The organism is Mesorhizobium sp. B2-1-3, assembly GCF_006442495.1.
GTDB lineage: Bacteria > Pseudomonadota > Alphaproteobacteria > Rhizobiales > Rhizobiaceae > Mesorhizobium.
On sequence record NZ_VFWL01000011.1, the window covers coordinates 111,463 to 135,059 of the forward strand.

General features: G+C 63.1%; 22 protein-coding genes and 1 pseudogene. 6 read left to right on the forward strand and 17 right to left on the reverse strand.

Features of this window, described 5'->3' with window-relative positions; translation table 11 throughout:
• Positions 1–3: 3 nt before the first annotated feature.
• A complete protein-coding gene (locus FJ973_RS19275) occupies positions 4–489 on the forward strand; it encodes a heme-binding protein (protein ID WP_140498580.1) in 486 nt (161 codons plus the stop codon).
• A 377-nt stretch (positions 490–866) separates the two neighbouring features.
• Here the strand turns inward: FJ973_RS19275 and FJ973_RS19280 are convergent, their stop codons facing one another.
• Together FJ973_RS19280 and FJ973_RS19285 are read right to left on the reverse strand one after the other, a co-directional pair.
• Positions 867–1,580 carry a putative nucleotide-diphospho-sugar transferase gene (locus FJ973_RS19280; protein ID WP_140498978.1) on the reverse strand — a complete coding sequence of 238 codons (714 nt, stop codon included), beginning with the start codon at positions 1,578–1,580 and terminating at the stop codon, positions 867–869.
• A 412-nt stretch (positions 1,581–1,992) separates the two neighbouring features.
• Positions 1,993–2,253, reverse strand: a complete 261-nt coding sequence (locus tag FJ973_RS19285) for a DUF1127 domain-containing protein (protein WP_181170928.1) — start codon at positions 2,251–2,253, stop codon at positions 1,993–1,995.
• 135 nt (positions 2,254–2,388) lie between these two features.
• Between FJ973_RS19285 and FJ973_RS19290 the strand changes: the two genes are divergently transcribed.
• A complete protein-coding gene (locus FJ973_RS19290) occupies positions 2,389–3,906 on the forward strand; it encodes a winged helix-turn-helix domain-containing tetratricopeptide repeat protein (protein ID WP_181170929.1) in 1,518 nt (505 codons plus the stop codon).
• Positions 3,907–3,954: 48 nt separating this feature from the next.
• On the opposite strand, the gene FJ973_RS19295 is transcribed toward FJ973_RS19290, so the two are convergent.
• The 5 genes and pseudogenes from FJ973_RS19295 to FJ973_RS19315 form a co-directional block, all read right to left on the reverse strand.
• A complete protein-coding gene (locus tag FJ973_RS19295; protein WP_140498579.1) occupies positions 3,955–4,347 on the reverse strand; it encodes a GFA family protein in 393 nt (130 codons plus the stop codon).
• 78 nt (positions 4,348–4,425) lie between these two features.
• Positions 4,426–5,231 (reverse strand): annotated as a pseudogene (locus FJ973_RS19300) (aldose 1-epimerase family protein).
• Positions 5,232–5,436: 205 nt separating this feature from the next.
• On the reverse strand, positions 5,437–6,153 hold the full coding sequence (locus FJ973_RS19305; RefSeq protein WP_140557236.1) for a Bax inhibitor-1/YccA family protein: 717 nt from the start codon (positions 6,151–6,153) through the stop codon (positions 5,437–5,439).
• A 23-nt stretch (positions 6,154–6,176) separates the two neighbouring features.
• Positions 6,177–6,950 (reverse strand): anti-sigma factor, encoded by a 774-nt coding sequence (locus FJ973_RS19310; RefSeq protein WP_140557237.1) that lies wholly within the window; start codon positions 6,948–6,950, stop codon positions 6,177–6,179.
• Positions 6,947–7,468: a sigma-70 family RNA polymerase sigma factor gene (locus FJ973_RS19315; protein WP_246675104.1), complete on the reverse strand. Its 522-nt coding sequence runs from the start codon at positions 7,466–7,468 to the stop codon at positions 6,947–6,949. The genes FJ973_RS19310 and FJ973_RS19315 overlap by 4 nt, the downstream gene beginning before the upstream one ends.
• Before the next feature lie 205 nt (positions 7,469–7,673).
• Here FJ973_RS19315 and FJ973_RS19320 point away from each other — a divergent pair, with 205 nt between their 5' ends.
• Together FJ973_RS19320 and mazG are read left to right on the forward strand one after the other, a co-directional pair.
• Positions 7,674–8,858 (forward strand): amino acid aminotransferase, encoded by a 1,185-nt coding sequence (locus FJ973_RS19320; protein ID WP_140525176.1) that lies wholly within the window; start codon positions 7,674–7,676, stop codon positions 8,856–8,858.
• An 89-nt stretch (positions 8,859–8,947) separates the two neighbouring features.
• Positions 8,948–9,772, forward strand: coding sequence for a nucleoside triphosphate pyrophosphohydrolase (gene mazG, locus FJ973_RS19325; protein ID WP_140557241.1), 825 nt, complete (start codon positions 8,948–8,950; stop codon positions 9,770–9,772).
• Positions 9,773–9,778: 6 nt separating this feature from the next.
• On the opposite strand, the gene hflX is transcribed toward mazG, so the two are convergent.
• The 8 genes from hflX to dusB all read right to left on the reverse strand — a co-directional run bounded on the left by hflX (position 9,779) and on the right by dusB (position 19,991).
• Positions 9,779–11,167, reverse strand: coding sequence for a GTPase HflX (gene hflX, locus FJ973_RS19330; protein ID WP_140498572.1), 1,389 nt, complete (start codon positions 11,165–11,167; stop codon positions 9,779–9,781).
• Positions 11,168–11,413, reverse strand: coding sequence for an RNA chaperone Hfq (gene hfq / locus FJ973_RS19335; RefSeq protein ID WP_006202172.1), 246 nt, complete (start codon positions 11,411–11,413; stop codon positions 11,168–11,170).
• A 145-nt stretch (positions 11,414–11,558) separates the two neighbouring features.
• Positions 11,559–12,422 (reverse strand): D-amino-acid transaminase, encoded by an 864-nt coding sequence (locus FJ973_RS19340; protein WP_140557242.1) that lies wholly within the window; start codon positions 12,420–12,422, stop codon positions 11,559–11,561.
• Between the two features lie 184 nt (positions 12,423–12,606).
• Entirely contained in the window at positions 12,607–13,968 is a 1,362-nt protein-coding gene (locus tag FJ973_RS19345; protein WP_140557244.1) for a sigma-54 dependent transcriptional regulator, read from the reverse strand.
• Positions 13,958–16,243 carry a PAS domain-containing sensor histidine kinase gene (locus FJ973_RS19350; protein ID WP_181169983.1) on the reverse strand — a complete coding sequence of 762 codons (2,286 nt, stop codon included), beginning with the start codon at positions 16,241–16,243 and terminating at the stop codon, positions 13,958–13,960. The genes FJ973_RS19345 and FJ973_RS19350 overlap by 11 nt, the downstream gene beginning before the upstream one ends.
• Before the next feature lie 129 nt (positions 16,244–16,372).
• Positions 16,373–17,833: a nitrogen regulation protein NR(I) gene (gene ntrC / locus FJ973_RS19355; RefSeq protein WP_140557245.1), complete on the reverse strand. Its 1,461-nt coding sequence runs from the start codon at positions 17,831–17,833 to the stop codon at positions 16,373–16,375.
• Positions 17,830–18,972, reverse strand: a complete 1,143-nt coding sequence (locus FJ973_RS19360) for a nitrogen regulation protein NR(II) (protein ID WP_140557247.1) — start codon at positions 18,970–18,972, stop codon at positions 17,830–17,832. Before FJ973_RS19360 ends, ntrC begins: the two co-directional genes overlap by 4 nt.
• Positions 18,969–19,991 (reverse strand): tRNA dihydrouridine synthase DusB, encoded by a 1,023-nt coding sequence (gene dusB / locus FJ973_RS19365; protein ID WP_140557248.1) that lies wholly within the window; start codon positions 19,989–19,991, stop codon positions 18,969–18,971. The genes FJ973_RS19360 and dusB overlap by 4 nt, the downstream gene beginning before the upstream one ends.
• Positions 19,992–20,229: 238 nt before the next feature.
• Here dusB and FJ973_RS19370 point away from each other — a divergent pair, with 238 nt between their 5' ends.
• Together FJ973_RS19370 and FJ973_RS19375 are read left to right on the forward strand one after the other, a co-directional pair.
• Positions 20,230–21,459: a bifunctional 2-C-methyl-D-erythritol 4-phosphate cytidylyltransferase/2-C-methyl-D-erythritol 2,4-cyclodiphosphate synthase gene (locus FJ973_RS19370; protein ID WP_140557250.1), complete on the forward strand. Its 1,230-nt coding sequence runs from the start codon at positions 20,230–20,232 to the stop codon at positions 21,457–21,459.
• Positions 21,456–21,962: a CinA family protein gene (locus FJ973_RS19375; RefSeq protein ID WP_140557251.1), complete on the forward strand. Its 507-nt coding sequence runs from the start codon at positions 21,456–21,458 to the stop codon at positions 21,960–21,962. Before FJ973_RS19370 ends, FJ973_RS19375 begins: the two co-directional genes overlap by 4 nt.
• On the opposite strand, the gene FJ973_RS19380 is transcribed toward FJ973_RS19375, so the two are convergent.
• Together FJ973_RS19380 and lipA are read right to left on the reverse strand one after the other, a co-directional pair.
• A complete protein-coding gene (locus FJ973_RS19380) occupies positions 21,941–22,396 on the reverse strand; it encodes a type II toxin-antitoxin system RatA family toxin (protein WP_140515423.1) in 456 nt (151 codons plus the stop codon). The two genes, FJ973_RS19375 and FJ973_RS19380, sit on opposite strands and share 22 nt — an antisense overlap.
• Before the next feature lie 115 nt (positions 22,397–22,511).
• Positions 22,512–23,477 (reverse strand): lipoyl synthase, encoded by a 966-nt coding sequence (gene lipA, locus FJ973_RS19385; protein ID WP_140557253.1) that lies wholly within the window; start codon positions 23,475–23,477, stop codon positions 22,512–22,514.
• Positions 23,478–23,597 lie beyond the last annotated feature (120 nt).

A 23,597-nucleotide genomic window follows, 5' to 3' on the forward strand; every position in this document is an offset into this window, starting at 1 on the left:
CCGATGATTCGCAAACTCATACTTACAGTGACGCTTCTTGCTCCTATCGCTGCCACAGCGCAGGAATTGCCAACCGCCCCTTACTTGCCGCTTGAGCGGGCAACCAAGGCAGCACAAGCCGCGCTGGAGGCCTGCGCTGCCGAAGGCAGCAATGTCAGCGTCGCCATCGTGGCGCGGAGCGGCGCGACGCAAGTGCTGCTCAAGGCCGATAATTCCGGCGCACACACCGCATCCAGCGCCGAAGGCAAGGCCTTCACCGCGGCAGCCTTGGGTCGCGACACTGCGGGGCTCGCCGAATTCATAGCCTCCAAGCCGGCAAATGACGGCATGCGTGACATGGATCCTCGCATGGTGATCCAGGCTGGCGGCTTGCCGGTCAAGTTCGGCGATGCCTTGGTGGCCGGCATTGGCGTCGGCGGTGCTCCTTCGGGCGATATCGACGCCAAATGCGCCGCCGCCGGGCTCAAGGCGATCGGCGCCGCCGAGTAAACTTGCCTAGGATGTGCCAACGCAGCCCGCCCAAGGCGGGCTGCTCCGTTGAACGGGGTTCAGTCTGTGAACCCTGTCTCCACACCGGAACCGGCGGACGTAAGATCGCATTCGACCGGCAACCGACGGCCGATCCTGAGACCCGAGCTGGAAGCTTAGTTCCATAATCTATCTTATGCGACTTTCGGCAAGGTAGGAATGTCGCTCCTGCTTGTGCGCAGCCAATCTCCCCACCTCAACTCTCCTGACACGGTTTTTGGTGCCCGTTCTGCTAAACTGGTGAATTGGAATGAACGCTTTGCAGATCACGGGCCACATGGCAGCCGCTTCGTCGCCGCCCGCGAGGGCATCGAAGCTGCAGCAATGGCTGTCGTCGGCTACCTGCGTAGCCGCTCTCTGTGTTCGTCAAGAATGCGCTCAATGGTCCGGACTCGGTCCTGCCGACGGTTGAGACCTCTGCGTGCTTTGCCGCGAGCGTGCCGCTCATAGATTTCCCGGCTCGCCTGGAGCTGCTCGATATACACCTTATCGGGCTTCCCATTCTCAAGGCGGTCGAACACCCAGCAGAACGGCGCCGGGAGCTGGCCTTCGCGATAGCGCGGGCTTGCCGAGGCCTGATCTTCGTCGAGGATTTCCTGCAGCACGACCTGATCCCAGACTTCCGGGTTTTCATCGCTGCGCTTCTTCCACAAGGCGAGGATCTCGCGAGCAGCCGGCGTATCGTTGATGAGGATGGTTCCAGCCATCAGCCGGCCACTTTCGCGATAGACCGCGATGTCGCAATCAAAACCGGCGAGCTCCGGCCAGGGATCATGATGGAAGACCGTGTCGACGTCCACATACAGCAGCGGTCCCTGAAGCCTCCTACGCATATTGACAAGGAATGTCGGCTTCAGGCTCGCGTTGCGCACCCAGGATCCAGCGTCGGCGAATGGCCGGGCTTGGACAGAAAGGCCAAGACGCCACGCTGACGCGGTCATGCGAGCGGCTTCTGTCTCATAGAAGGAGTTGATCGTAAAGAACGCCACGATTTCACCGGCCTTGTCCGGGTTGCCGGACGGCTGTGGGTTTATCGGGAAGGGAGCGAGCATTTCCCGGTGCCTGTGTTTGGTGGCCCGGAACAAATCAAGAACGTGGGTGAGCAACGCGAAGCCTTATTAGGATATGAATATTTAGACGCCAAGCATATAGCAATAAGTCCGAATAGCCTCGCAATGCGATAAAGTCATCGGTAGCGGCGCAGAAAACATTGGGCCACAACCATTTTGTTGACGAGGGGCGCCAGCTGGGCCGAGGCCGCGGTCTGGAACTCCTGTCCTTGCGCTCAACCAGATCATTTCGCCGGCCATGATGCAGCCGTAAGGATCCACCTGGTCGATGACCTCGGCGAGTTCGTGCTTTGGATCTGGCGACGCGCTGCTGGTTTGCCCCCGGCTTCTCGAGGCAACCTCCCTACCCCAGAACTTTCAATGAGCTCCGCTCGCTCTGGTTGCAGCATTCGGCCTACCGTTGCCAGAAGGGCTTTGCCAGCTCCGCCTCGACCTGTTGTCTCGTCAATCCGATGTCGTCGATCAGATGGGGATTGTCCTTCGACATTCGCTCAAGCTCCCAGCGAAAGCGTATCCGCTCGCGCCAGGTCCGATCGTGCCAGGCCGCGACAATGCTTCGCAGGGTCGCCAAGTGCCGACGCGACGCTTCCGCCAGCACTACAGGCATTCTCGGCCGCACCGTCGGACACCGCGTCGATGCAAGGGTATCGTTCATGGCAACCTCCTATGGTTTGAGGGTGGGTCCTCGACTTGGGACCTCGACCTGAAAGAGGTTGAATTGTGCCGGATGCGAACAGTGCCGTAATTAAGCTCTCCCAAATAGTTCTCAAAATTTCCAAACGGGCTATAGATGCGCCTTATGCAGGGATCGCGCTTTGCCTTCGGTCCGTTCGTGCTTGATCCGGATGCGGGAACGCTGCTTCGGAACGATGATCCTGTTGCCGTCGGCTACCGCGGGCTGAAGCTGTTGGCGGCGCTTGTCGGGCGGCCTGGCGAAATCCTCGACAAGGCCAAGCTGATGGATGCGGCGTGGCCGGGTACGGCCGTCGAGGAAGGCAATCTCACCGTCCAGATCGCGCAGCTGCGCAAGCTGCTTGGTCCGTCCGCCGACGGCGGTGAATGGATCACCACTGTTCCGCGCGTCGGCTACCGCTTCACGGGGATCGTCGAACCCCTCGATGGCGCGAACCGAAAAGCTTTGCCGCTGCCCGACAAACCGTCGATAGCCGTGCTCCCCTTCGTCAATCTCAGCAACGACCCCGAACAAGAGCCTTTCGCCGACGGATTGACCGAAGACCTGATCACCGACCTGTCCAGGGCCTCGGGCTTGTTCGTCATCGCGCGCAATTCGACCTTCGCCTACAAGGGAAAGGCGGCGGACGTGCGCGAGATCGCCCGGGAGCTTGGCGTGCGCTACCTCCTGGAGGGCAGCGCAAGACGTGCCGCGGGGCGCGTGCGCATCAACGCCCAGCTGGTCGACGCGGCGAGCGGCGATCACCTGTGGGCGGAACGCTTCGATCGCGGCCTGGACGATATCTTTGCCGTTCAGGACGAGGTGACGGCCAAGATCGTGGAGGCGCTGCTTGGCCGGCTGCGCGCGCCGCCGCCGCGCAATCGGCCCAAGACTCTCGAGGCCTACGATCTGTGCGTGCGGGCGCGCAAGCTGATCGACGATTCGCCGCAGACCGCGCGGGAGGCGCATCTGATGCTGACGCGCGCGGTCGCGCTCGATCCGGACTATGCCGAGGCCTATCGCTGGCTTGCCATGAACCACTGGATGGGATGGGTGCATTGGGGCGAGCCGGTGGAACCCAACCGCCGTATTGCCCTGGAGCTGGCGCGCAAGGCGGTGGCGATCGATCCCAACGACGCCGGCTGCCGCTGGGTGCTCGGCAACCTGCTTGCCTATGAGCGCGACTTCGCCGAAGCGGATGCCGAGTTCGCCAGGGCGTTCGAGCTCGACCCCAACGAGGCCGATGCCTGGGCGACACTGTCTGACATCTCCGTGCTGGCCGGGCGGGTCGAGGAAGGACTCGAACAGATCCGCAAGGCGTTCCGGCTCAACCCGTTTCCGGCAAGCTGGTACTATCTGACGCTCGGCGCGGCGCAATATGCGGCGCGCGACTACGAAGCCGCCGTCAAGACACTGCGCCGGGACGAGACTTACCGCACCAGCTCACGCCGCTTCCTGGCGGCCAGCCTCGCGCAGCTCGGCCGGCTCGACGAGGCGCGCGCGGAAGTCGAACTGTTCCTCGTCGGCAATCCGCATTTCACCACCAGCCATTGGGTCTGGACGGAGCCCTTCCGCGATCCGGCGATGCTCGACCATTTCGTCGATGGCTTCCGCAAGGCCGGCCTTCCGGATTGAAGCGCCGCCGGTCCCTTGGTCATGGCGCCTTCCCGCCGTTCGTGCCGCCTACTCTTCGAACCGACCCGTGGCGTCACGATCGCGCTCATATCGTCTCGTGAGCGGAAACGGCGGCAACCAGGTTTCGCGACGGACGATCCAGCTTTCGTACGTTGGCGTCAGTTGGTCCGGGGCATCCAGGGATCCCAGGTTCACTTCGATTTCGTCGGCGGTGCGACCAAAAATGGTCGAGCCGCAACGGGGACAGAAGAACCGCCCGGCGTAGTCACGGGTTTCGCCATCGATCGTCACCGCATCCTGAGGGAAAATCGCGGAAGCATGAAAAAGCGCCCCGTGATGCTTGCGGCAGTCGAGACAGTGACAAAGGCCCACCCGGTATGGGCGTCCAGTCGCCACAATTCGGACGTTGCCGCACAGGCAACCGCCGGTGAATCGGTCCATGCTGCATTCCTCCAAATCAAGCGAGCTGGATGTTTACGAACAACTCCACCATCCATGAACGCGACGCCAGCCTTTCAGCTAATGCGTCTGCGGTTGAAGTTCGATCCGATAGCCGAGCACGCGCCTTCCGGCCGGCTCGATCAGCATCACTCCTGGCTTGTCGGCGAATTCGCCATCGAAATCCACCGGGCTGGCGAGGCCGTGCCAGGGTTCGATGCAGAGGAATGGCGCGCCGCCCGGCTTTGACCAGACGCCCAATTCCCGGAATCCGTTCCAATGCATCTCGATCGCCGGACCACGATCGGCACCGTAACGCACAGCGGTGCTGGAAGGCTGGTCCAGGATCAAGGCATCCTCGTCAAACAGCCGATCCGACAAAGCGAGAATGTTGCCCTCGATGGGCGTCGGCTGCCTTGCCGCCAGCAGTAACCCGTCCTTGAGACGGCGGATCGGCGCATGCCGATCGACGCCGGTAGCGGCTCGTCGCCGGTGTTGGTGATCTCGAACGTGACGCCAAGCTGCCGGCCGTCGAGAGTGTAGGTTACCGCCAGACGGAAGGCGAAGGGGTAGTGCGTTCGGGTCTCCGCGTCGTCGGTGAGCACCAGCATGCAGGACCGAGAACCCCTCTCCGCCCAGGCAAACGACTTATCGCGGGCGAAGCCGTGCTGCGTCATCGAATAGGTCTGGCCGCGATGGCGCAGTTGGTCGCCCTTCAGCCGGCCGACGATCGGAAACAACACCGGGGAATGACGGCGCCAGGCCGGTCCGGCCTGCCACACAAGCTCCAGCCCATCCGCATCCCGCAGCGAGACCAGTTCGGCCCCCTGCCCGACTATAACGGCCGAGATGTCGTCGCCATGAAGTGTCTGGCTGTCCTGTGCCATATGTTCTCGCGGTTTGTCTTTGCTTGGCCGGCAGGCTAGCAAATGGCCAGGCGTGAACTCAAGGCGGCGGTTTGCATTGCGTTTCACACAGTCACGATGAACGTGCGATGGCACAAGCGGGCAAGGCGCCGTCTCAAATGAAGAGTGGCCGGAGATTTCCCTCCGGCCACGGCAAGATGCAAGGTGTTGCCTGCTACAGTTCGGACTATTCCCGCTCGCCGGTGAAGTTCAGCAACAGCTGGAAGATGTTGACGAAGTTGAGGTAGAGCGAGAAGGCGCCGAAAACGGCCAGCTTCTGCCGCGACTCCGCGTCGAAGTTCTCCGCATACTGTTCCTTGATCGACTGCGTGTCCCAGGCGGTCAGGCCGATGAACACGGCGATGCCGATCACCGAGATGGCGAACTGCAAAGCGGTCGAGCCGAGGAAGATGTTGACGATGCTGGCGATCACCACGCCGATCAGGCCCATGATCAGGAAGGACGAGAACTGGGTCAGGTCACGCTTGGTCGTGTAACCGTAGAGACTGGTGGCGCCGAACATGGTGGCGGCGATGAAGAAGGTGCGTGCGATGCTGGTTCCGGTGAAAACCAAGAAGACCGAGGCCAGCGACAGACCCATGACCGCACAGAAGGCCCAGAACATCGCCTGCGCGCTTGCCGCCGACATCGTCTGCATCTTGAACGAGAACAGCAGGACGAAGGCGAGCGGCGCCAGCATCACCACCCATTTCAGCGGGCTGGAAAAGATTGGCACGTAGAGCGCGGGCGTCGACGACACCATGAACGCGATGAGGCCGGTGACCACGAGGCCGAGGCCCATATAGTTGTAGACGCGCAGCATGTGCTGGCGCAGGCCCTCGTCATAGAGGGCGCCGCTTTGTGCGCCGGTGCCGACGCGGTATCCCAGATTGGGCGTGTTCATTTGCATTCTCCTTTGTGAACGGATCAGTAAAGCGTTCTCGCAAGCGTCTCGGCGGCGCGGTCGAGGTCACGGACCTGGCTTTGCGCAACCACCGCATAAGCGACCTCGCCGATCTGGAAGTAGGCCGAGGAAATGTCGCCCGAGGGCGCGACGGTCGGCTTGACCACGTCGAAGGTTCCCGGCCGTATCGCGAACAGCGACACCAGGCCCATCTCCTTGGTCTCGACCGCCATCTCGACGCTGGGGCCGAAGCGCGATGGATAGACCTGCACGTCGCGGACCTTCCAGTCCTTGGGCAAGGACGGCATGACGATGGCCGTCGCCGCGCGGATTTCGCCGGCATTGTAGTTTGGCGCCTCGGCCTGCGAAGACATGCTTTCGCGCACAAGGGTCGTCCTGTGTGCGCGCACCGCCTCGTCGACATAGGCGGGCGGCTGCGGCGAGGCGACGACCCTGGTCACCGACATCGGCCCGACAATGCCGTTGGCCAGCCAGCCGGCGGCGACGAAAGCGGCCACCGCCGCGGCACGTTGCAAGACGCCGAAGATGCGGCCCCGGGCAAGCCCCCTCTCCAGGCGCCGCGCGGCATCGGTCGTCACCGGCCTCGCCATGCCGCCTGATCCGGCCAGCGCCACGCGCAGTTCGTCCCGCATCCTGAGATCCGACATCACACGCGCGGCCGCTTCCGGCCGGGCGGAGAGGAAGGCCTCGACTTCGATACGGCGCGAGACGTCGAGCTGATCGTCGACATAGGCGTCGAGATCGGCGTCCGTCACGGGGTCGATAGTTCCTGTCATGACGGGCCTCCAACAATCCTGAGGTGATTTTTCGCCTTCGTCGGAGTCCCCTCCTCCATCTCCCGAAGCGCGGCGCGCGCCCTACCGATGCGCGACATCAGTGTTCCGAGTGGCACGCCGCTGGCATCGGCCGCCTGGCTGTAGGAAAGGCCCTCAATGGCGACGAGATGCAGGGCCGAGCGCTGTTCTTCGGGCAGGCTGAAAAAAGCATCGCGCACCTGGCCTAGGCGCACCGAATGCTCCTGCGGCGCCGGCGCGCTGCCGTCCGCAAGGTATCCCGCCTGTTCGAGGCGCGCTGCCTCCGAGCGGCGCGACCGCATGCGGTCGACGAACGTGTTGTGGACGATGGACAGCAGCCAGGCTCGCAGGTTCCCGCCCGAGCGGAAGGTGCCGCGCCGCTCATAGGCGCGCACAAGAGCGTCATGCACGAGATCCTCGGCATCGGCACCGTCGCGCGTCAGCGAGCGCGCGTAACGCCTGAGCGAACCGAGTTGTCCGACGATATCGAAGCGTGGCATCGACCGTTTCATGCCCTGTTTACGGAACATGTGGGGGTTTTAATCCCGGCCCCGCAGATTTTTTCGCGAAACGCCGCAGATATGCAGCCGCCGAGGTAGCTCGCAGCGATGCCAGGCTATGCGATTCAGGCTGGCGCGAGTTAAAACCGCTGGTGCAAGGGGGTCGATTTGCGTATCACTCCGCCGCGCCAACGGAACCATGCAGATGTTTGAAAACCTTCAGCCGGCTGCCGCCGACAAGATCCTTGCCCTGATCGGCCTCTATCGTGCCGATCCTCGACCCGACAAAGTCGACCTCGGTGTCGGCGTCTACAAGGATCGCGACGGCAAGACGCCGGTCATGCGGGCCGTGCGCGAGGCGGAGAAGCGGCTGCTGCAGGGTCAGGACACCAAGACTTATCTCGGCCTCGCCGGCGACACCGGGTTCAATACCGTGATGGCCAGGCTGGCCTTCGGTGCGGATGCAGACATGACGCGGATCCGTGCTGCGCAGGCGCCGGGCGGCTCCGGCGCGCTGCGGCTGGTAGCCGAGCTTTTGAAGCGAACCCGTGCCGACGCGACGGTCTGGTTGTCCGACCCCACCTGGCCGAACCACATGCCAGTGATGCGCGCCGCCGGGCTGCGAATCCGTGAATATCCCTATTTCGACGCGACATCGGGCGCCGTTCGCTTCGACGACATGCTGGCAGCACTGCGCACCGCGAAGCGCGGCGACGTGGTGCTGCTGCATGGCTGCTGCCACAACCCGACCGGCGCCAATCTGGACATCGCGCAGTGGGCCGCTGTCACAGATCTCGTCGTCGAGCGCGGCCTGCTGCCGTTTGTCGACATTGCCTATCAGGGCTTTGGCGATGGCCTCGAGGCCGATGCCGCCGGACTGCGGCTGCTGGCCGAAAAAGTTCCGGAAATGGTCGTCGCGTCCAGCTGCTCGAAGAACTTCGCCGTCTACCGCGACCGTGTCGGCGCGGCGATGATCCTGGCCAGGGACAGCGCGCAGGCCGACGTGGCGCTGGGCCAGATGCTGTCGGCGGCTCGTGCCATGTATTCGATGCCGCCGGACCACGGCGCGGCGGCGGTGCGCATCGTGCTCGAGGACGCGGTCTTGCGCGCGGACTGGGAAGCCGAGCTCGAGGAGATGCGCCTGCGCATGCTCCGGCTTCGGGTGCAATTCGCCGAGGCGCTGCGCCGGCAGTCCAATTCCGACCGCTTCGATTTCGTCGCCAGCCATCGCGGCATGTTTTCCCGGCTTGGGCTCACGGAAGCGCAGGTCGAACGGCTGCGCGCGGAATATGGCGTCTACATGGTCGGCGACAGCCGCATCAATGTCGCCGGCCTGCCGGAAGACGGCATGGACAAGCTCGCCAAGGCGATCGTTTCCGTGCTCGACTGACCGGACTTGTTCGGCGCAACTGTGGACAAGCCCGCTTCGCTCGCCGACAGCATTGGCCGCGCGGCGGACCGCGCGATAGCATCCGCCGCATGAAGCCATCGAAAGACATTTCGCGCCTGATCGAAATCATGGCGGCGCTGCGTGCGCCAAAGACCGGCTGTCCCTGGGATATCGAACAGGATTTCTCGACCATCGCGCCTTACACGATCGAGGAGGCCTATGAGGTGGCCGACGCCATCGCGCGCGACGATCTCGACGATCTGCGCGACGAACTCGGCGATCTCCTTTTGCAGGTCGTGTACCACGCGCGGATGGCTGAGGAAGCCGGCGAGTTCGCTTTCGGCGACGTGGTCCAGGCCATCACCACGAAGATGATCCGCCGCCATCCACACGTCTTCGGCGACGAACAGGCCCGCAGTGCCGGCATGGCCAAGGGCATGTGGGAGAAGATCAAGGCACAAGAGAAGGCCGAGAAGCGTAGCGCCCGTCTCGCGCGCGGACTCGACCCGGAAGACAACGGCAAGGGGTTTCTGGACAGCGTGCCGGTCGCCCTGCCCGCACTGACGCGGGCATTGAAGCTTCAGGAGAAGGCCGCCCGCGTCGGTTTCGACTGGAGCGAGGCAGCCCCCATCCTCGATAAGATCGAGGAAGAGATCCGCGAATTGCGCGAGGCGCTGGCCAAAGGCCAAACCGCGGAGATCAAGGATGAATTCGGCGATATGCTGTTTGCCGTCGTGAATCTCGGCCGTCACCTGAGGCTCGATTCGGAAGCAGCGCTAAGCGGCACCAACGAGAAATTCCGTTCGCGCTTCCACTATGTCGAGCAGGCCCTGGAGAATTCCGGCAGCTCGCTGGAAAAGGCTGATCTGGACGAAATGGAAGCGCTCTGGCAGGAAGCGAAGAGCGCGAAATAACTGGCGTTAGCCGTTATTCTTGCGACGCAATCTGCTTTCGATCTCTTCGCGGGCACTTTGCGTGGCCTTGAGGGAGATGGTGGCGCTGCCGTCGTCATTGTCGGTTCGCGAAACGACATCGCCATTGCGGTAAAGCCAGTCGACAAGGCCGAACTGCGCCGGCCCGATCGTCACCGTCAGATCTTCAAGCTCGCCGGACATGCGTGTCTCGATGATCGCGTTCAGCGCGTCGATGCCTTCGCCCGTGACAGCCGATATGGCGACGGGAGGCGCCTTGGCATCCGTACTCTCGGCAAGCAGCCGTGCGCGATTGCCTTCATCGAGCAGGTCGACCTTGTTCCAGACCTCGATGACCCGCTTGGTATCGCCGGCGTCGACGCCGAGATCGGCCAGGATGCGCTCGACGTCCTCGGCCTGGGCGGATGTGTCAGGATCGGAGATGTCGCGCAAATGGATGATGAGATCCGCCTCGACCACCTCTTCAAGCGTGGCGCGGAAAGCCGCGATGAGATGCGTCGGCAGGTCCGAGATGAAGCCGACCGTATCCGAGAGGATGATCGGCGTGCCGTGCGGCAGCCGCACGCGGCGCAGCGTCGGATCGAGCGTGGCGAACAGCATGTCCTGCGCCAGCACCCCTGCCCCGGTCAGCTTGTTGAACAGCGTCGATTTTCCGGCATTGGTGTAGCCGACGATGGCCACCACCGGAAACGGCACCTTCTTGCGTTTGGCACGATGCAGGTCGCGGGTGCGGCGCACCGTCTCCAACTCGTGCTTCAGCTTGACGATCTTGTCCTGCAGGACGCGCCGGTCCGATTCGATCTGGGTTTCGCCGGGGCCGCCGAGGAAGCCGGCGCCGCCGCGCTGGCGCTCTAGGTGGGTCCAGCTGCGCACCAGCCGGCCCTTCTGGTAGTTGAGATGGGCAAGCTCGACCTGCAGCGTGCCTTCCTTGGTGCGGGCGCGCTCGCCGAAGATCTCGAGGATCAGCCCGGTGCGGTCCAGCACCTTGGCGTTGAATTCCTTCTCGAGGTTGCGCTGCTGCACCGGCGTCAGCGGATGATCGACGATGACCACCTCCGCATGCCCTTCCTTGACGATCTCCGCCAACTCCTCGACCTTGCCGCTGCCGAGCAAGGTCGCCGGACGTGGATCGTTGACGGTAACCACGGCCGTGTGGATCAGATCGAGATCGATGGCGCGGGCAAGACCGACCGCCTCGTCGTGACGGGCCTCGGCTGAGCGCGTCAGCCGCGGACGGTTGGTGTCGTCCTCGCCGCGCGGCTGGCGGGTAAGCACCGGCACGATGACAACTGCCCGGGTCGGACCCTCGGCCTCCGTCCCCGGCTGATGTGCTGATTTTCCGCGAACGCTGCGGTCCGGGTCCTTCTCACGTGCCAATCAGGCGCCCTGGCTTTCCTCGCCATCGAACATCTGAACCGGCTGGCTCGGCATGATCGTGGAAATGGCGTGCTTGTAGACGAGCTGGGAGTGGCCGTCGCGGCGCAGCAGGACGCAGAAATTGTCGAATGAAGTGACGACGCCGGTCAGCTTCACGCCGTTGATGAGAAAGATGGTGAGCGGGTTCTTGCTCTTGCGAACAGAGTTCAGGAACAGGTCCTGAAGGTTTTGCGATCGTTCCGCCATTGTTCTTGTCTTTCGCCGATCCCCTTCGGTTTGCAGGCCAATGCGCCAAATTAACCAGCACATGTCAAGCGCGCAAACACCGTCTTGTCGTCAGTAACGACAAGCAGAACGAGATATATTGATGTTCATTCCACCTGTGCGGTTATCAGGCTGGACTTTTTTCCGCAATGTCAAAAAAGGCTTGCCGCAACGAAAGTGTTATCGAGCCGGGGTGGCCGTTGGCGATCGGATCGCCGTCTATGGCCACGACCGGCATGGCAATCGTGGTCGCGGAACTGATGAAAGCCTCCCTCGCCGCCTTGGCCTCGGCGACGGAAAAGCCGCGTTCCTCGATCTTGAGTCCGAGCTTGGCCGCCACCTCAAACATGGTGGTGCGGGTTATGCCGCGTAGAATGCCGTGCTCGGCGGGCCTTGTGACCAGAACGCCGTCCCTGGTGACGATCCAGGCATTCGACGACCCGCCTTCCTTGACGTTGCCGTCCGTATCCACGAACCAGGCTTCCTGCGCGCCAGCTTCCTTGGCCTTCTGCTTGGCCAACACATTGGGTAGCAGGCCGGTGCTCTTGATGTCGACGCGATCCCAGCGATTCTCGGGCACGGTGATGACGGCGATACCGGTCTCGGCCCGCTTGGCTCCAGCAGCGGGATCCAGCTTCCTGGCGGTGATCACCAGCGACGGCCTGGTATCAGCCGAGGGGAAGGCGAAGTCGCGGCTGGCGACGCCGCGTGTGACCTGGACGTAAACCAGGCCGTTGACGACATGGTTGCGATTGACCACTTCGCGCATGATGAGCGGCAGGACGCCTGGGGTGACGGGCCAGCCGATCGACAGCTCGCTCAGCGAACGGTTCAGCCGGGCAAGGTGACGCGGCATGTCCACGATGAAGCCGCGCGCCACTTCGCAGACCTCGTAAACGCCGTCGGCGAACTGGTAGCCGCGGTCTTCGATATGCACAGCGGCATCAGCATGAGCGGTGTAGCGCCCGTTCACATAGGCAATACGCGGCATTTGTCACCTCGGGGGATCTGCTTCGGCTTGTTTAGGCGATTCCGCCTCAACAGTGATGGATAATCGCGTGGGCCACTGAAGCAATTCCAGGAAGCGTGTAACGGTCTTCCGGCCGGAACTGCTTGAGCAAGGTATTGAACCGGGCCGGCGATGCATCAAACGCCGAACCGCTCAAGACATCAGATCAGACGCCGAGCGACTTCAGCTTGCGGTGCAGGGCGGAACGCTCCATGCCGATGAACTCGGCCGTTTTCGAAATGTTGCCGCCGAACCGGTTGATCTGGGCGATCAGATAGTCCTTCTCGAATTGTTCGCGCGCCTCGCGCAGCGGCAGCGCCATGATGTGCTGGTCCGACTGGTTCGGCGTGCGGGGCATGACATCGCCGATTTCGGATGGCAACAGGTCGGCGGTGATCGGCGCATCGACATCCTCGCCGCGCGCCAGGATCATCAGCCGTTCGACATTGTTGCGCAATTGGCGAACATTGCCTGGCCAATTGTGCGCCTGCAGCACCGCCATGGCGTCATCGCCGATGCGGCGCGGCTTGATGCCGGCCTGACGGGCGATCTGCTTCATGAAATTGTCAACGAGATAAGGAATGTCCTCGCGCCGCTCGGCAAGTCCCGGCACCGTCACCGGTACCACCGCAAGGCGATGGTAAAGATCCTCGCGGAAACGGCCATCGGCGATCATCGCCTCCAGGTTCTGCGACGTCGAGGAGATGATGCGGACATCGACCTTGACCCGTTTGGTGCCGCCGACGCGCTCGAACTGCTGTTCGACCAGCACACGCAGGATCTTGTTCTGCGTCTCGCGCGGCATGTCGGCCACCTCATCGATGTAGAGGATGCCGCGATGGGCTTCCTCCAGGGCGCCGACCTTGCGCTCGACGCCGTTCGATTCGGTGCCGAACAGTTCGATCTCCATGCGTTCGGGCGTGATGTTGGCGGCGCTCAGCGTCACGAAAGGCGCGCTCTTGCGTGCCGACAGCGTGTGGATGGCGCGCGCGGCCAGCTCCTTGCCAGATCCGGAGGGCCCAATGATCATGACGCGGCTGTTGGTCGGCGCGACGCGCTCGATGGTCTGGCGCAACTGGCTCATCGCCGACGACATGCCGATCAGGTCGAAGGTCTCGCCGCTGCGCAGCTTGAGATCGGAAACCTCGCGCCTCAGCTTGGAGGTTTCCAGCGCACGCTCGGCAATCAGAATCAGCCTGTCCGCCTTGAAGGGCTTCTCGATGAAGTCATAGGCGCCGCGTCTGATGGCGGAGACCGCGGTCTCGATGTTGCCATGGCCCGAAATCATTACCACCGGCAGGTTGGGGTGCATGGTCTTGATCTCGTCCAGCAAAGCCAGGCCGTCCAGGCGCGAACCCTGCAACCAGATGTCGAGGAAAATCAGCCGCGGCGCTCGGTCGGCGATGGCCGCCAGCGCGGTGTCGGCATCGGATGCCGTGCGGGTTTCGTGACCTTCGTCGCTCAGTATGCCTGCGACGAGTTCACGGATGTCTTCCTCGTCATCGACGATCAGAATATCAGACGCCATTACCGACCTTTTCAGTTTCTCTTTCGTGTTCCGTCCTGCTTTCGCCGCGCGCTGGCGCCACGGCCGCAGGTGGCAGGATGATGCTGATCATCGCGCCGCGCCCGCCATGGAAATCCGCAGGCGCATCGTGGAGCTCCAGCCTGCCGCCATGGTCCTCCACGATCTTCTTGACGATGGCGAGACCGAGGCCCGTGCCCTTCTCACGCGTGGTCATGTAGGGCTCCAACAGCCGCTGACGATTCTCCCGCGGCAGGCCTTTGCCATTGTCGATGACGTCGATGCGAATCGCGCCATTCTGACGTCCGGCTTGAATCCGGATTATGCCGTGCGAACCGTCCTTCTGTTCCAGCCCGTCGATCGCTTCGGCAGCGTTCTTGATCACGTTGCCGAAAGCCTGCGCCAACAAGCGGCTGTCGAAAGTACCCTTGAGCGGTTCGTTGCCGAATATGCGCTCGAACGTGATGTCGGAACGGCTCACCTCGACCAGGAAGGAGGCCTCGCGCAGGGATTCACGCAGGTCTATGGACTTCATCTCGGGCTTCGGCATGCGCGCGAAAGCGGAGAATTCGTCGACCATGCGACCAATATCCTCGACCTGCCGGATGATGGTGTCGGTGCACTGGTCGAACACCTCGCGGTCCTCAGTGATGACCTTGCCGTAGCGGCGCTTGATGCGCTCGGCTGAAAGCTGGATCGGCGTCAGCGGGTTTTTAATCTCATGGGCGATGCGGCGCGCCACATCGGCCCAGGCAGAGGAGCGCTGCGCCTGGACCAGATCGGTGATGTCATCGACCGTCACGACGTAGGATTTCTCCTCCGTGCCGTTATCGCCGGCCTCGATGGTGATCTGCACGTTGAAAGTCCGCTCCGTGCCGGCGCGGAAAAACGTCACCTGCTCGCGATAGACGGGCTTGCCCGATTGGCGGCCGATCTCGAAGACGCGGCCGACATGCGGCAGAATGGCGGAAAGGTTCTGCCCGAGCGCCGCACTGGCCGAAATGGCCAGCATGGACTCGGCCGAGCGGTTCACGATGGTGACGATGCCATAAGGATCGACGCCGATGACGCCGGCGGTGACACCGGCCAGCACCGCTTCCGAAAAGCGCCGTCGCTCGTCGATCAGATCCTTGGCCGACAGGATCTCGTTGCGCTGCGATTTCAATTCCTGCAGCATCTTGTTGAAAGTATTGCCGAGCGAGGCAACGTCGCCGTCGGACGGGCGCACCGGCACGGCGACGTCGAGATTGCCGGTCGCGACCTCGTCGGCAGCGCCGATGAGCTGACGAATCGGCCGCACCAGCCGGTCGGCCACGGCAATGCCGGTCCAGATTGCCGACAGGATGATAATCAAAGTCAACGACAGATAAGGCAACGCGAAAGCCACCTGCGAAGTGCGCCTGTTGTCTTCGAGATTGCGATATTCGTCGGTGTTCGATCTGACGATCTGGCGCGCCTTTATCACCTCGGGATCGACCAGCCGGATCGTGTAGAGGTAGAGCCCCTCGATCTCACGCAGCTTGACGATGGCGCCCATGATGTTGCGCGTGCGCGGCTCGATCAGAACCGGCTTGCCGTCGGTGGCGCTGGCGACCGCTCCCTCCGGCGGTTCCGGCATGGCGAAGTCGGCATCGGTCTTGGCACTCATCACGAAGGAGCCGTCGGGCTTGATCAGCGCGGCATGCGCCAGCGAGCGGCCCACCGCCTCCTTGCTCATCAGATCGAGGAAGCCAGTTCGGTCGAGGCCGTAAAGCGTGCGCGACGCGTCGAGGTCATAGGCCATCGACAGCGTCGTGCCCTGCAGGTTGCGCGCGTTTTCCTGCACATAGGCATCGGCGATGGAAAGCGACGAATTGACGATCGTCTTGGTGCGAATCTCGAACCAGCGGTCGAGGCCGATATCGAGCGTGATCGATGCGATGATGGCCACCATGATGGCGGGGATGGCGGCGACGAGCGCGAACATAGCCACGATGCGCACATGCAGCCGCGAGGCTGCCTTGCCATGCCGGCGCGCCATGACGATGCGATGCACCTCCCGGCCGATCAGTGCGATCAGCAACAGGACGAAGATGGCGTTGAGCGCGATCAGCGCCCAGGTTGTCCTGGCATCGGGCGCAATCGGCGTCGCGCCGACCAGGATCGCGAACGAAATGGCCGCCATGACCAGCGCACCGACGACCGCCACCACGCCGGGCAGCGCCAGCAGCCGGCGCCCGTCACGCGTGCCGGGGTCGTTGAAAAGCGGTTCGTTCGGTGTCGGAGCCTGCGAAGCCATGTCGCCGTCTAGAGCCAGTGATTGCGTCGGATCTATGCAACGCATTGTGGCGATTATGCAACAAGTGTGGCCTGGACGGAAATCTTTCGCGGACAGTCCCCCGGAAAAGCGCTTCGGCTCTATCCCGGCTCAGGCTTGGCGCGACGATTTGTAGACGTTGACGCCGAGTTCGCGAATCTTCTTGCGCAGCGTGTTGCGGTTGAGCCCCAGCAGTTCCGCGGCTTTGATCTGGTTGCCGCGCGTCGCGGTCATCGAGGCCAGCACCAGCGGATATTCGACCTCCGAGAGAATGCGCTGGTACAGCCCGGCAGGCGGCAATTCGCCGGCAAACGAGGTGAAATAGCGCTGCAGGAAATGCTCGACCGCCTGGCCGATGGACAGGTCGTCGGGAATAAGGTTGCCGCCGCCCGGCACCACGGGACGCTCGCCGGTCTTGAGTTCCGCCTCGATGATCTCGGCGGAAATCTCGTCCTGCGAATAGAGCGCGGCGAGCCTGCGGACCAGGTTTTCCAGTTCGCGCACATTGCCCGGCCAGGGATAGCGCTTCATCAATTCGATGCCGCCCGACGAGATACGCTTGGTCTGGAGACCCTCCATCTCGCCGAGCTTGAAGAAGTGCCGGACGAGGTCCGGCACGTCCTCGGAGCGCTCGCGCAGTGCCGGGAGCCTGAGGGGCACGACATTGAGGCGATAGAAAAGATCCTCGCGGAAGAGCCCCTGGTTGATCAGCGTGCGCAAATCCTTGTTGGTGGCGGCGACGATGCGCACGTCGGTCTTGATCGGCGTGCGGCCGCCGACGGTCGTGTATTCGCCCTGCTGAAGCACGCGCAGCAGGCGCGTCTGCGCTTCCATCGGCATGTCGCCGATCTCGTCAAGGAACAGCGTGCCACCTTCGGCCTGTTCGAAGCGGCCGGTTGAGCGGTTCTGCGCACCGGTGAAGGCGCCCTTCTCATGGCCGAACAGTTCCGACTCGATCAGGTCGCGCGGGATGGCCGCCATGTTGATGGCAACGAAAGGGCCGCCACGGCGGCGGCCATATTCGTGCAGCGCACGCGCCACCAGCTCCTTGCCGGTGCCCGATTCGCCCGAAATCATCACCGTCAGGTCGGTCTGCATCATGCGCGCCAGCATGCGATAGATGTCCTGCATGGCGGCCGAGCGGCCGACCAGCGGCATCGTCTCGGGCTGCTCTTCTGGCCGCGGGTCGATCTTGGGGCGCCGCGGCTCCGACAGCGCCCGGTTGACGATGTTGAGGAGCTCGGTGAGATCGAACGGCTTCGGCAGATATTCGTAGGCGCCGGTCTCGGAGGCACGGATCGCCGTCATGAACGTATTCTGGGCGCTCATGACGATGACGGGCAGCTCCGGCCGAGCTTTCTTGATGCGCGGCAGCATGTCGAATGCGTTCTCGTCCGGCATCACCACGTCGGTGATGACGAGATCGCCCTCGCCCGCCGCCACCCAGCGCCACAGCGTCGAGGCATTGGAGGTCACGCGCACCTCATGGCCGACACGCGAAAGGGCCTGGTTGAGGACCGTACGGATCGCCGCATCGTCGTCGGCGACGAGAATATTGCCGCGAACGGTCATTTGCGGTCTCCTTCAGCGTCTTCATCGGTGCCGAGCGCCGTTTCCTTCCAGGCCGGCATCAGGATGCGGAACATTGTCGCGCGCGGCGTCGATTCGCATTCGATGATGCCGCCATGCTCGCCGACGATCTTGGCCACCAGCGCGAGGCCCAGTCCCGAGCCGTTCGGCTTGGTGGTGATGAAGGGATCGAACAGGATCGGCAGGATATCCTCCGAGACGCCGGAACCGTTGTCGCGCACGCAGAACTCGAGCGGCAGCGACACGCGATCCTGAGTGCCTGGAACCGAAACGCGAATGCCCGGCCGGAAGGCCGTCGACAGGACGATTTCACCTTGGGGATCGCCGCCGATCGCCTCGGCGGCGTTCTTGACCAGGTTGAGGAACACCTGGATGAGCTGGTCGCGGTTGGCGAAAACCGGAGGCAATGAAGGATCATAATCCTCCAATATCTTGATTTTTTTTGCGAAACCGTTCTTCGCGATCGCCTTCACATGGTCGAGTACGACATGGATGTTAACGGGGTAGCGGTCAATCGGCCGCTCGTCGGAAAACACCTCCATGCGATCGACCAGCGACACGATGCGGTCGGTCTCGTCGGTGATCAGCCGCGTCAGCGCGCGATCCTCGTCGGAAGCGGACAGTTCAAGCAGCTGGGCAGCGCCCCTGATGCCGGAGAGCGGGTTCTTGATCTCGTGAGCCAGCATCGCCGCCAGACCGGTCACCGAGCGCGCCGCGCCGCGGTGCGTCATCTGCCGGTCGATCTTGTCGGCCATCGACCGTTCCTGGAACATCACCACGACGGAGCCTGGAAACTCCGGCACCGGGGCGACATAGAGATCGACCACCTTCTCGATGCCGAGACGCGGAGACGACACGTCGACCCGGTACTCGTTGACGGGGGCCCCGCGCTCGCGCACCTGGTCAACCAGTGTCAGCAACGGGCTGCCGAAGGGAATGAGCTTTGACAGCGTGTTGCGGGCGAGCATCGTCGCGCTTGAGCGGAAGAAGTCCTCCGCATCGGCGTTGGCGAAGGTGATGAACCCCTCCGAACTGATCATGATGACCGGACGGCGGATGGTGTTGAGCACGATCTGGGCAGCATCCGCCATTTCCGGGCCCTGGCTGACGGAGGCGTTCATGCGGCGCTCCGCATGGGTGTTTGCTCGGCGGCCGAAAACACGTCGCGAAGCAAGATAATCGTCCGCGCGGGGTCGAAAGACGTGAGAATGGCCTTGCGCCTTTCGCCGGCAAGGGCGCCGGCATGGCGGTCCAGATACCAGCCGAGGTGCTTGCGCGCCTGGCGCAGGCCGCTCTCGACGCCGTAGAGCGCAAGCATGTCCTCGTAATGGGCAATGATGTAGTCGGTCAGTTCCGCAGCGCTTTCCGGTAGCCGGGCAAGCTCGCCTGCCGCCGCGGCCGCGATGGTTCCGGCGGTCCAGGGCGCGCCGTAGTGGGCGCGGCCCACCATCACCGCATCGGCGCCGGATTGCTCCAGAACAGCGGCTGCTTGCGCAGGCGAAGACACATCGCCATTGGCGACGACCGGGATCGACACGGCAGCCTTGACGCAGGCTATTGCGCGCCAATCAGCCTTGCCCTGATAGAACTGGCAGCGCGTGCGGCCGTGCACTGTCACCATCTTGACGCCCGCCTGCTCGGCACGGCGCGCCAGGTCAGGCGCGTTGAGCGCCGTTTCGTCCCAGCCGAGCCGCATCTTCAGCGTCACCGGCACACCGACCGCGCCGACCACGGCGTCGACCAGCGACAGTGCATGATCGAGATCTTGCATCAGTGCCGAGCCGGCATAGCCGCCGGTCACCTTCTTGGCGGGGCAACCCATATTGATGTCGATGACGTCGGCGCCCTCGCCGACGGCGATGCGTGCGCCTTCCGCCATGTGTGCCGCCTCGCGGCCGGCAAGCTGCACCATATGGACGGGCAGGCCCGAATGACGTATGCGCAGGTCGCATCCGGCCCTGCCTTTGGCGAGCTCGCCGCTTGCCACCATTTCGGATACGACCAGGCCGGCGCCATGCGCATGGGCGCGTCGCCGGAACGGCTCGTCGGTAATTCCCGACATCGGCGCGAGGAACACGCGATTGCGGATACTCACGCCGCCGACGTCGAGAGGTGCGGCCAATTTGGTCAGGTCAAGCATGCACAAAAACCAAGCATGTTCATTTGCTGCACATTCTCTAGCCATATCGGCCGCAATGTGCAACGCGGAATGACGCACATTACGGCGCAATTGGGAAATGCCGAGCTCGGCTGCAGTCCCGAGCAAAGCGCCGCGCCTTGCACGAACACGCAATGGACCTTTTAGGGCTTCCTGTTCGGCCTACAATCTCTCCGAAAACCGATTACACTTTTGGGGATCGTGCGCTAAGCCAATCGGCATGACTGACGCGAGCGAAAATCAGGCTTTGGAGGCGAACGGCAAGGTCGCGGTGGTTATTGTTGCGGCCGGCCGCGGCGCGCGTGCCGGACAGGCCGATGGCCCGAAGCAATATCAGCAGATCGGCGGTCGCGCCGTAATCGCCCACGTCATCGATATTTTCCTGGCGCATCCGCGTATCGGCCCGCTCGTCGTGGCAATACACGCCGAGGATCACGAACTTTTTCGACATGCCGTCGGCGCACACTCCAATCGCGTCACGGCAATTGCGGGTGGCCCCACCAGGCAAGACTCGGTTCGACTCGGACTGCAGGCGTTGAGAAGCCACGCACCGGACAAGGTTCTCATCCACGACGCGGCGCGCCCCTTCGTCGACGCGGACCTGATCGACCGCACGATCGCAGCCATCGGCGAGCGCGAGGGTGCGCTCCCGGCGCTGCCCGTCGCCGATACGCTGAAACGCGAATCCGCCGCCGGGATGGTCGCCGAAACGGTTTCCCGGAGCGGGCTTCACGCGGCGCAAACGCCGCAGGGTTTCCCATTCCTGGCGATTATGGCCATGCATGAGGAAGCCTATAACAGCGGCAAAACCGACTTTACCGACGACGCCGCGATCGCCGAGTGGATGCAGATGCCGGTCAAACTCGTTCCCGGCTCACCGGACAACGTCAAACTCACCTGGGCACGGGACATCGCCATGGCGGACCAACGACTTTCCAGCGAGCGCATGCGCTTTCCCGATATTAGAACCGGCAATGGCTACGACGTCCACGCGTTCGAGCCCGGCGACCACGTCACGCTATGCGGCATCGCCATTCCGCATGACAAGAAACTGTCCGGCCATTCCGATGCCGATGTCGGGCTCCATGCCCTTACCGATGCGCTGCTGGCGACCTGCGGCGCCGGCGATATCGGCACGCATTTCCCACCCTCCGACCCGCAGTGGAAGGGTACTGCCTCCCGGATTTTCGTAGAACATGCGGCAAAGCTGGTGCGCGCGCGCGGCGGCCGCATAGCCAATGCCGACATCACGCTGATCTGCGAGGCGCCACGCGTCGGCCCACATCGCGAGGCGATGACGGCTGCCCTGTCGCAGATGCTGGCCATCTCTGCCGACCGCATCTCCATCAAGGCGACAACCAACGAGAAGCTCGGTTTCGTCGGCCGCGAGGAAGGCATTGCGGCGATCGCCACGGCGAGCGTGGTGTTTCCCGGCGAGGTGCCGGAATGAGCAACAGCGAACTGGCAAATGCATTGCTGCAAGCCTGCCAGAAGCGCGGCATCATGCTTGCGACGGCGGAAAGCTGCACCGGCGGCATGATCATCGCCGCGCTGACCGACATCGCCGGCTCTTCCGCCGTGGTCGATCGCGGCTTCATCACCTATTCCAATGAAGCCAAGATGGACATGCTCGGGGTTTCCGCCGCCACGCTGGAGGCTCATGGCGCGGTTTCACGCGTGACAGCGATCGAAATGGCAACCGGCGCGCTGGCGCGCTCCCGTGCCGGGCTCAGCCTCGCCGTTACCGGCATTGCCGGACCGGGCGGCGGCTCGCCGGAAAAACCGGTCGGCCTGGTCTGGTTCGGGATTGGCCTAAGCGGCCGGCCGGTGACGGCCGAGCGCGTGCTGTTCGCCGATGAAGGCCGTGATTTCATTCGCCAGGAGACCGTCAGCCATGCACTCAAGCTGGGATTGCACGCGCTTGGGCATGCTCACGCCGGTCTTGCACCGTAGATGACATCAGCACGCTTTTCGAAGGCTTCGGAGAACATGCGGAAGGCACGGTCGAACATCGTGCCCATCAGGGCGCCCAGAATGCGGCTCTTGAACTCGTAGTCGATGAAGAAGCAGACCGCGCAGCCGCCGTCGGCAGGGTCGAATCGCCAGACATTGGTCAGATATTTGAACGGACCGTCGATGTACTTGACGTCGATCGCACGCTCGTCGGGCTTTAGCAGCACCTGCGTCGTGAAGGTCTCGCGGATCGCCTTGTAGCCGATGCTCATATCGGCGACGAGGATAGTGCGCCCGTCACGCTCCTTGCGCGAGCGCACCGTCAGTGCCTCGCAAAGCGGCAGGAATTGCGGATAAGCTTCGATGTCGGCGACCAAGGCGAACATCTGTTCCGGCGTGTGGGAAACGCGGCGGGTGGCTTCGAATTTCGGCATGAACCCGGCTCTAAAGCGCGTCGCGTCGACACAGACTCATGCGACGCGCTTTAGAGTCTTTGTTTTCGTGCATGTCGTTCTCCCAAAACCCGAGGTCACTTTTGGGCGACATGCATCAGAGCGATTTCTCGAGCTGCGCTTCGCGCGCGGCGCGCAGCCTGGCGAAGTCGTCGCCGGCATGGTGCGAGGAGCGGGTCAGCGGGCTCGACGCCACCAGCAGGAAGCCCTTGGTCTTCCCGATCGTCTCGAAGGACTTGAACTCCTCCGGGGTGACGAAGCGGATCACCGGGTGGTGCTTTTTCGATGGCTGCAGATACTGGCCGATGGTCATGAAGTCGACATTGGCTGAACGCAGATCGTCCATCAGCTGCAGGATTTCGTTCCGCTCCTCGCCCAGTCCAACCATGATGCCGGACTTGGTAAAGATCGAAGGGTCGAGCTCCTTTACCCGCTGCAACAGCCTGATCGAATGGAAATAGCGGGCGCCTGGCCGGACCGTCAGGTAGTTCGACGGCACGGTTTCCAAATTGTGATTGAACACGTCCGGCTTGGCGGCCACGACGATCTCCAGGGCGCCGTCCTTGCGTAGGAAATCAGGCGTCAGGATCTCGATCGTGGTCGAGGGCGTCGCTGCGCGGATCGCACGGATGACGTCGGCGAAATGCTGCGCGCCGCCATCAGCGAGGTCGTCGCGGTCGACAGAGGTGATGACGACGTGGCTGAGGCCCATCTGCTTGACCGCGTGGGCGACCCGTGCCGGCTCCTCCGGGTCGAGCGCGGTCGGGATGCCGGTGGCGACGTTGCAGAAGGCGCAGGCACGTGTGCAGATCTCGCCCATGATCATGAAGGTGGCGTGCTTCTTGTCCCAGCACTCGCCGATGTTCGGGCAGCCGGCCTCCTCGCAGACCGTCACCAGCTTGTGCGATTTCACGATCTCGCGGGTTTCGGCATAGCCTTTCGACACAGGCGCCTTGACGCGGATCCAGTCAGGCTTGCGCAGCACGTCCTGGTCGGGCTTGTGCGCCTTCTCCGGATGCCGCAGCCGCGGCGCATTGGCGATCGTGTCGAGGACGGTGACCATCGGAACCCTGGTTTTCTTTGCGATCGCCGCCGGCGATCGTCACTTACACGTCATCTAGGACTTTTCAGCACAAAGAAAAAGGCTGCGGCGGTACATGCCGCCACAACCGTTTTCGCATGG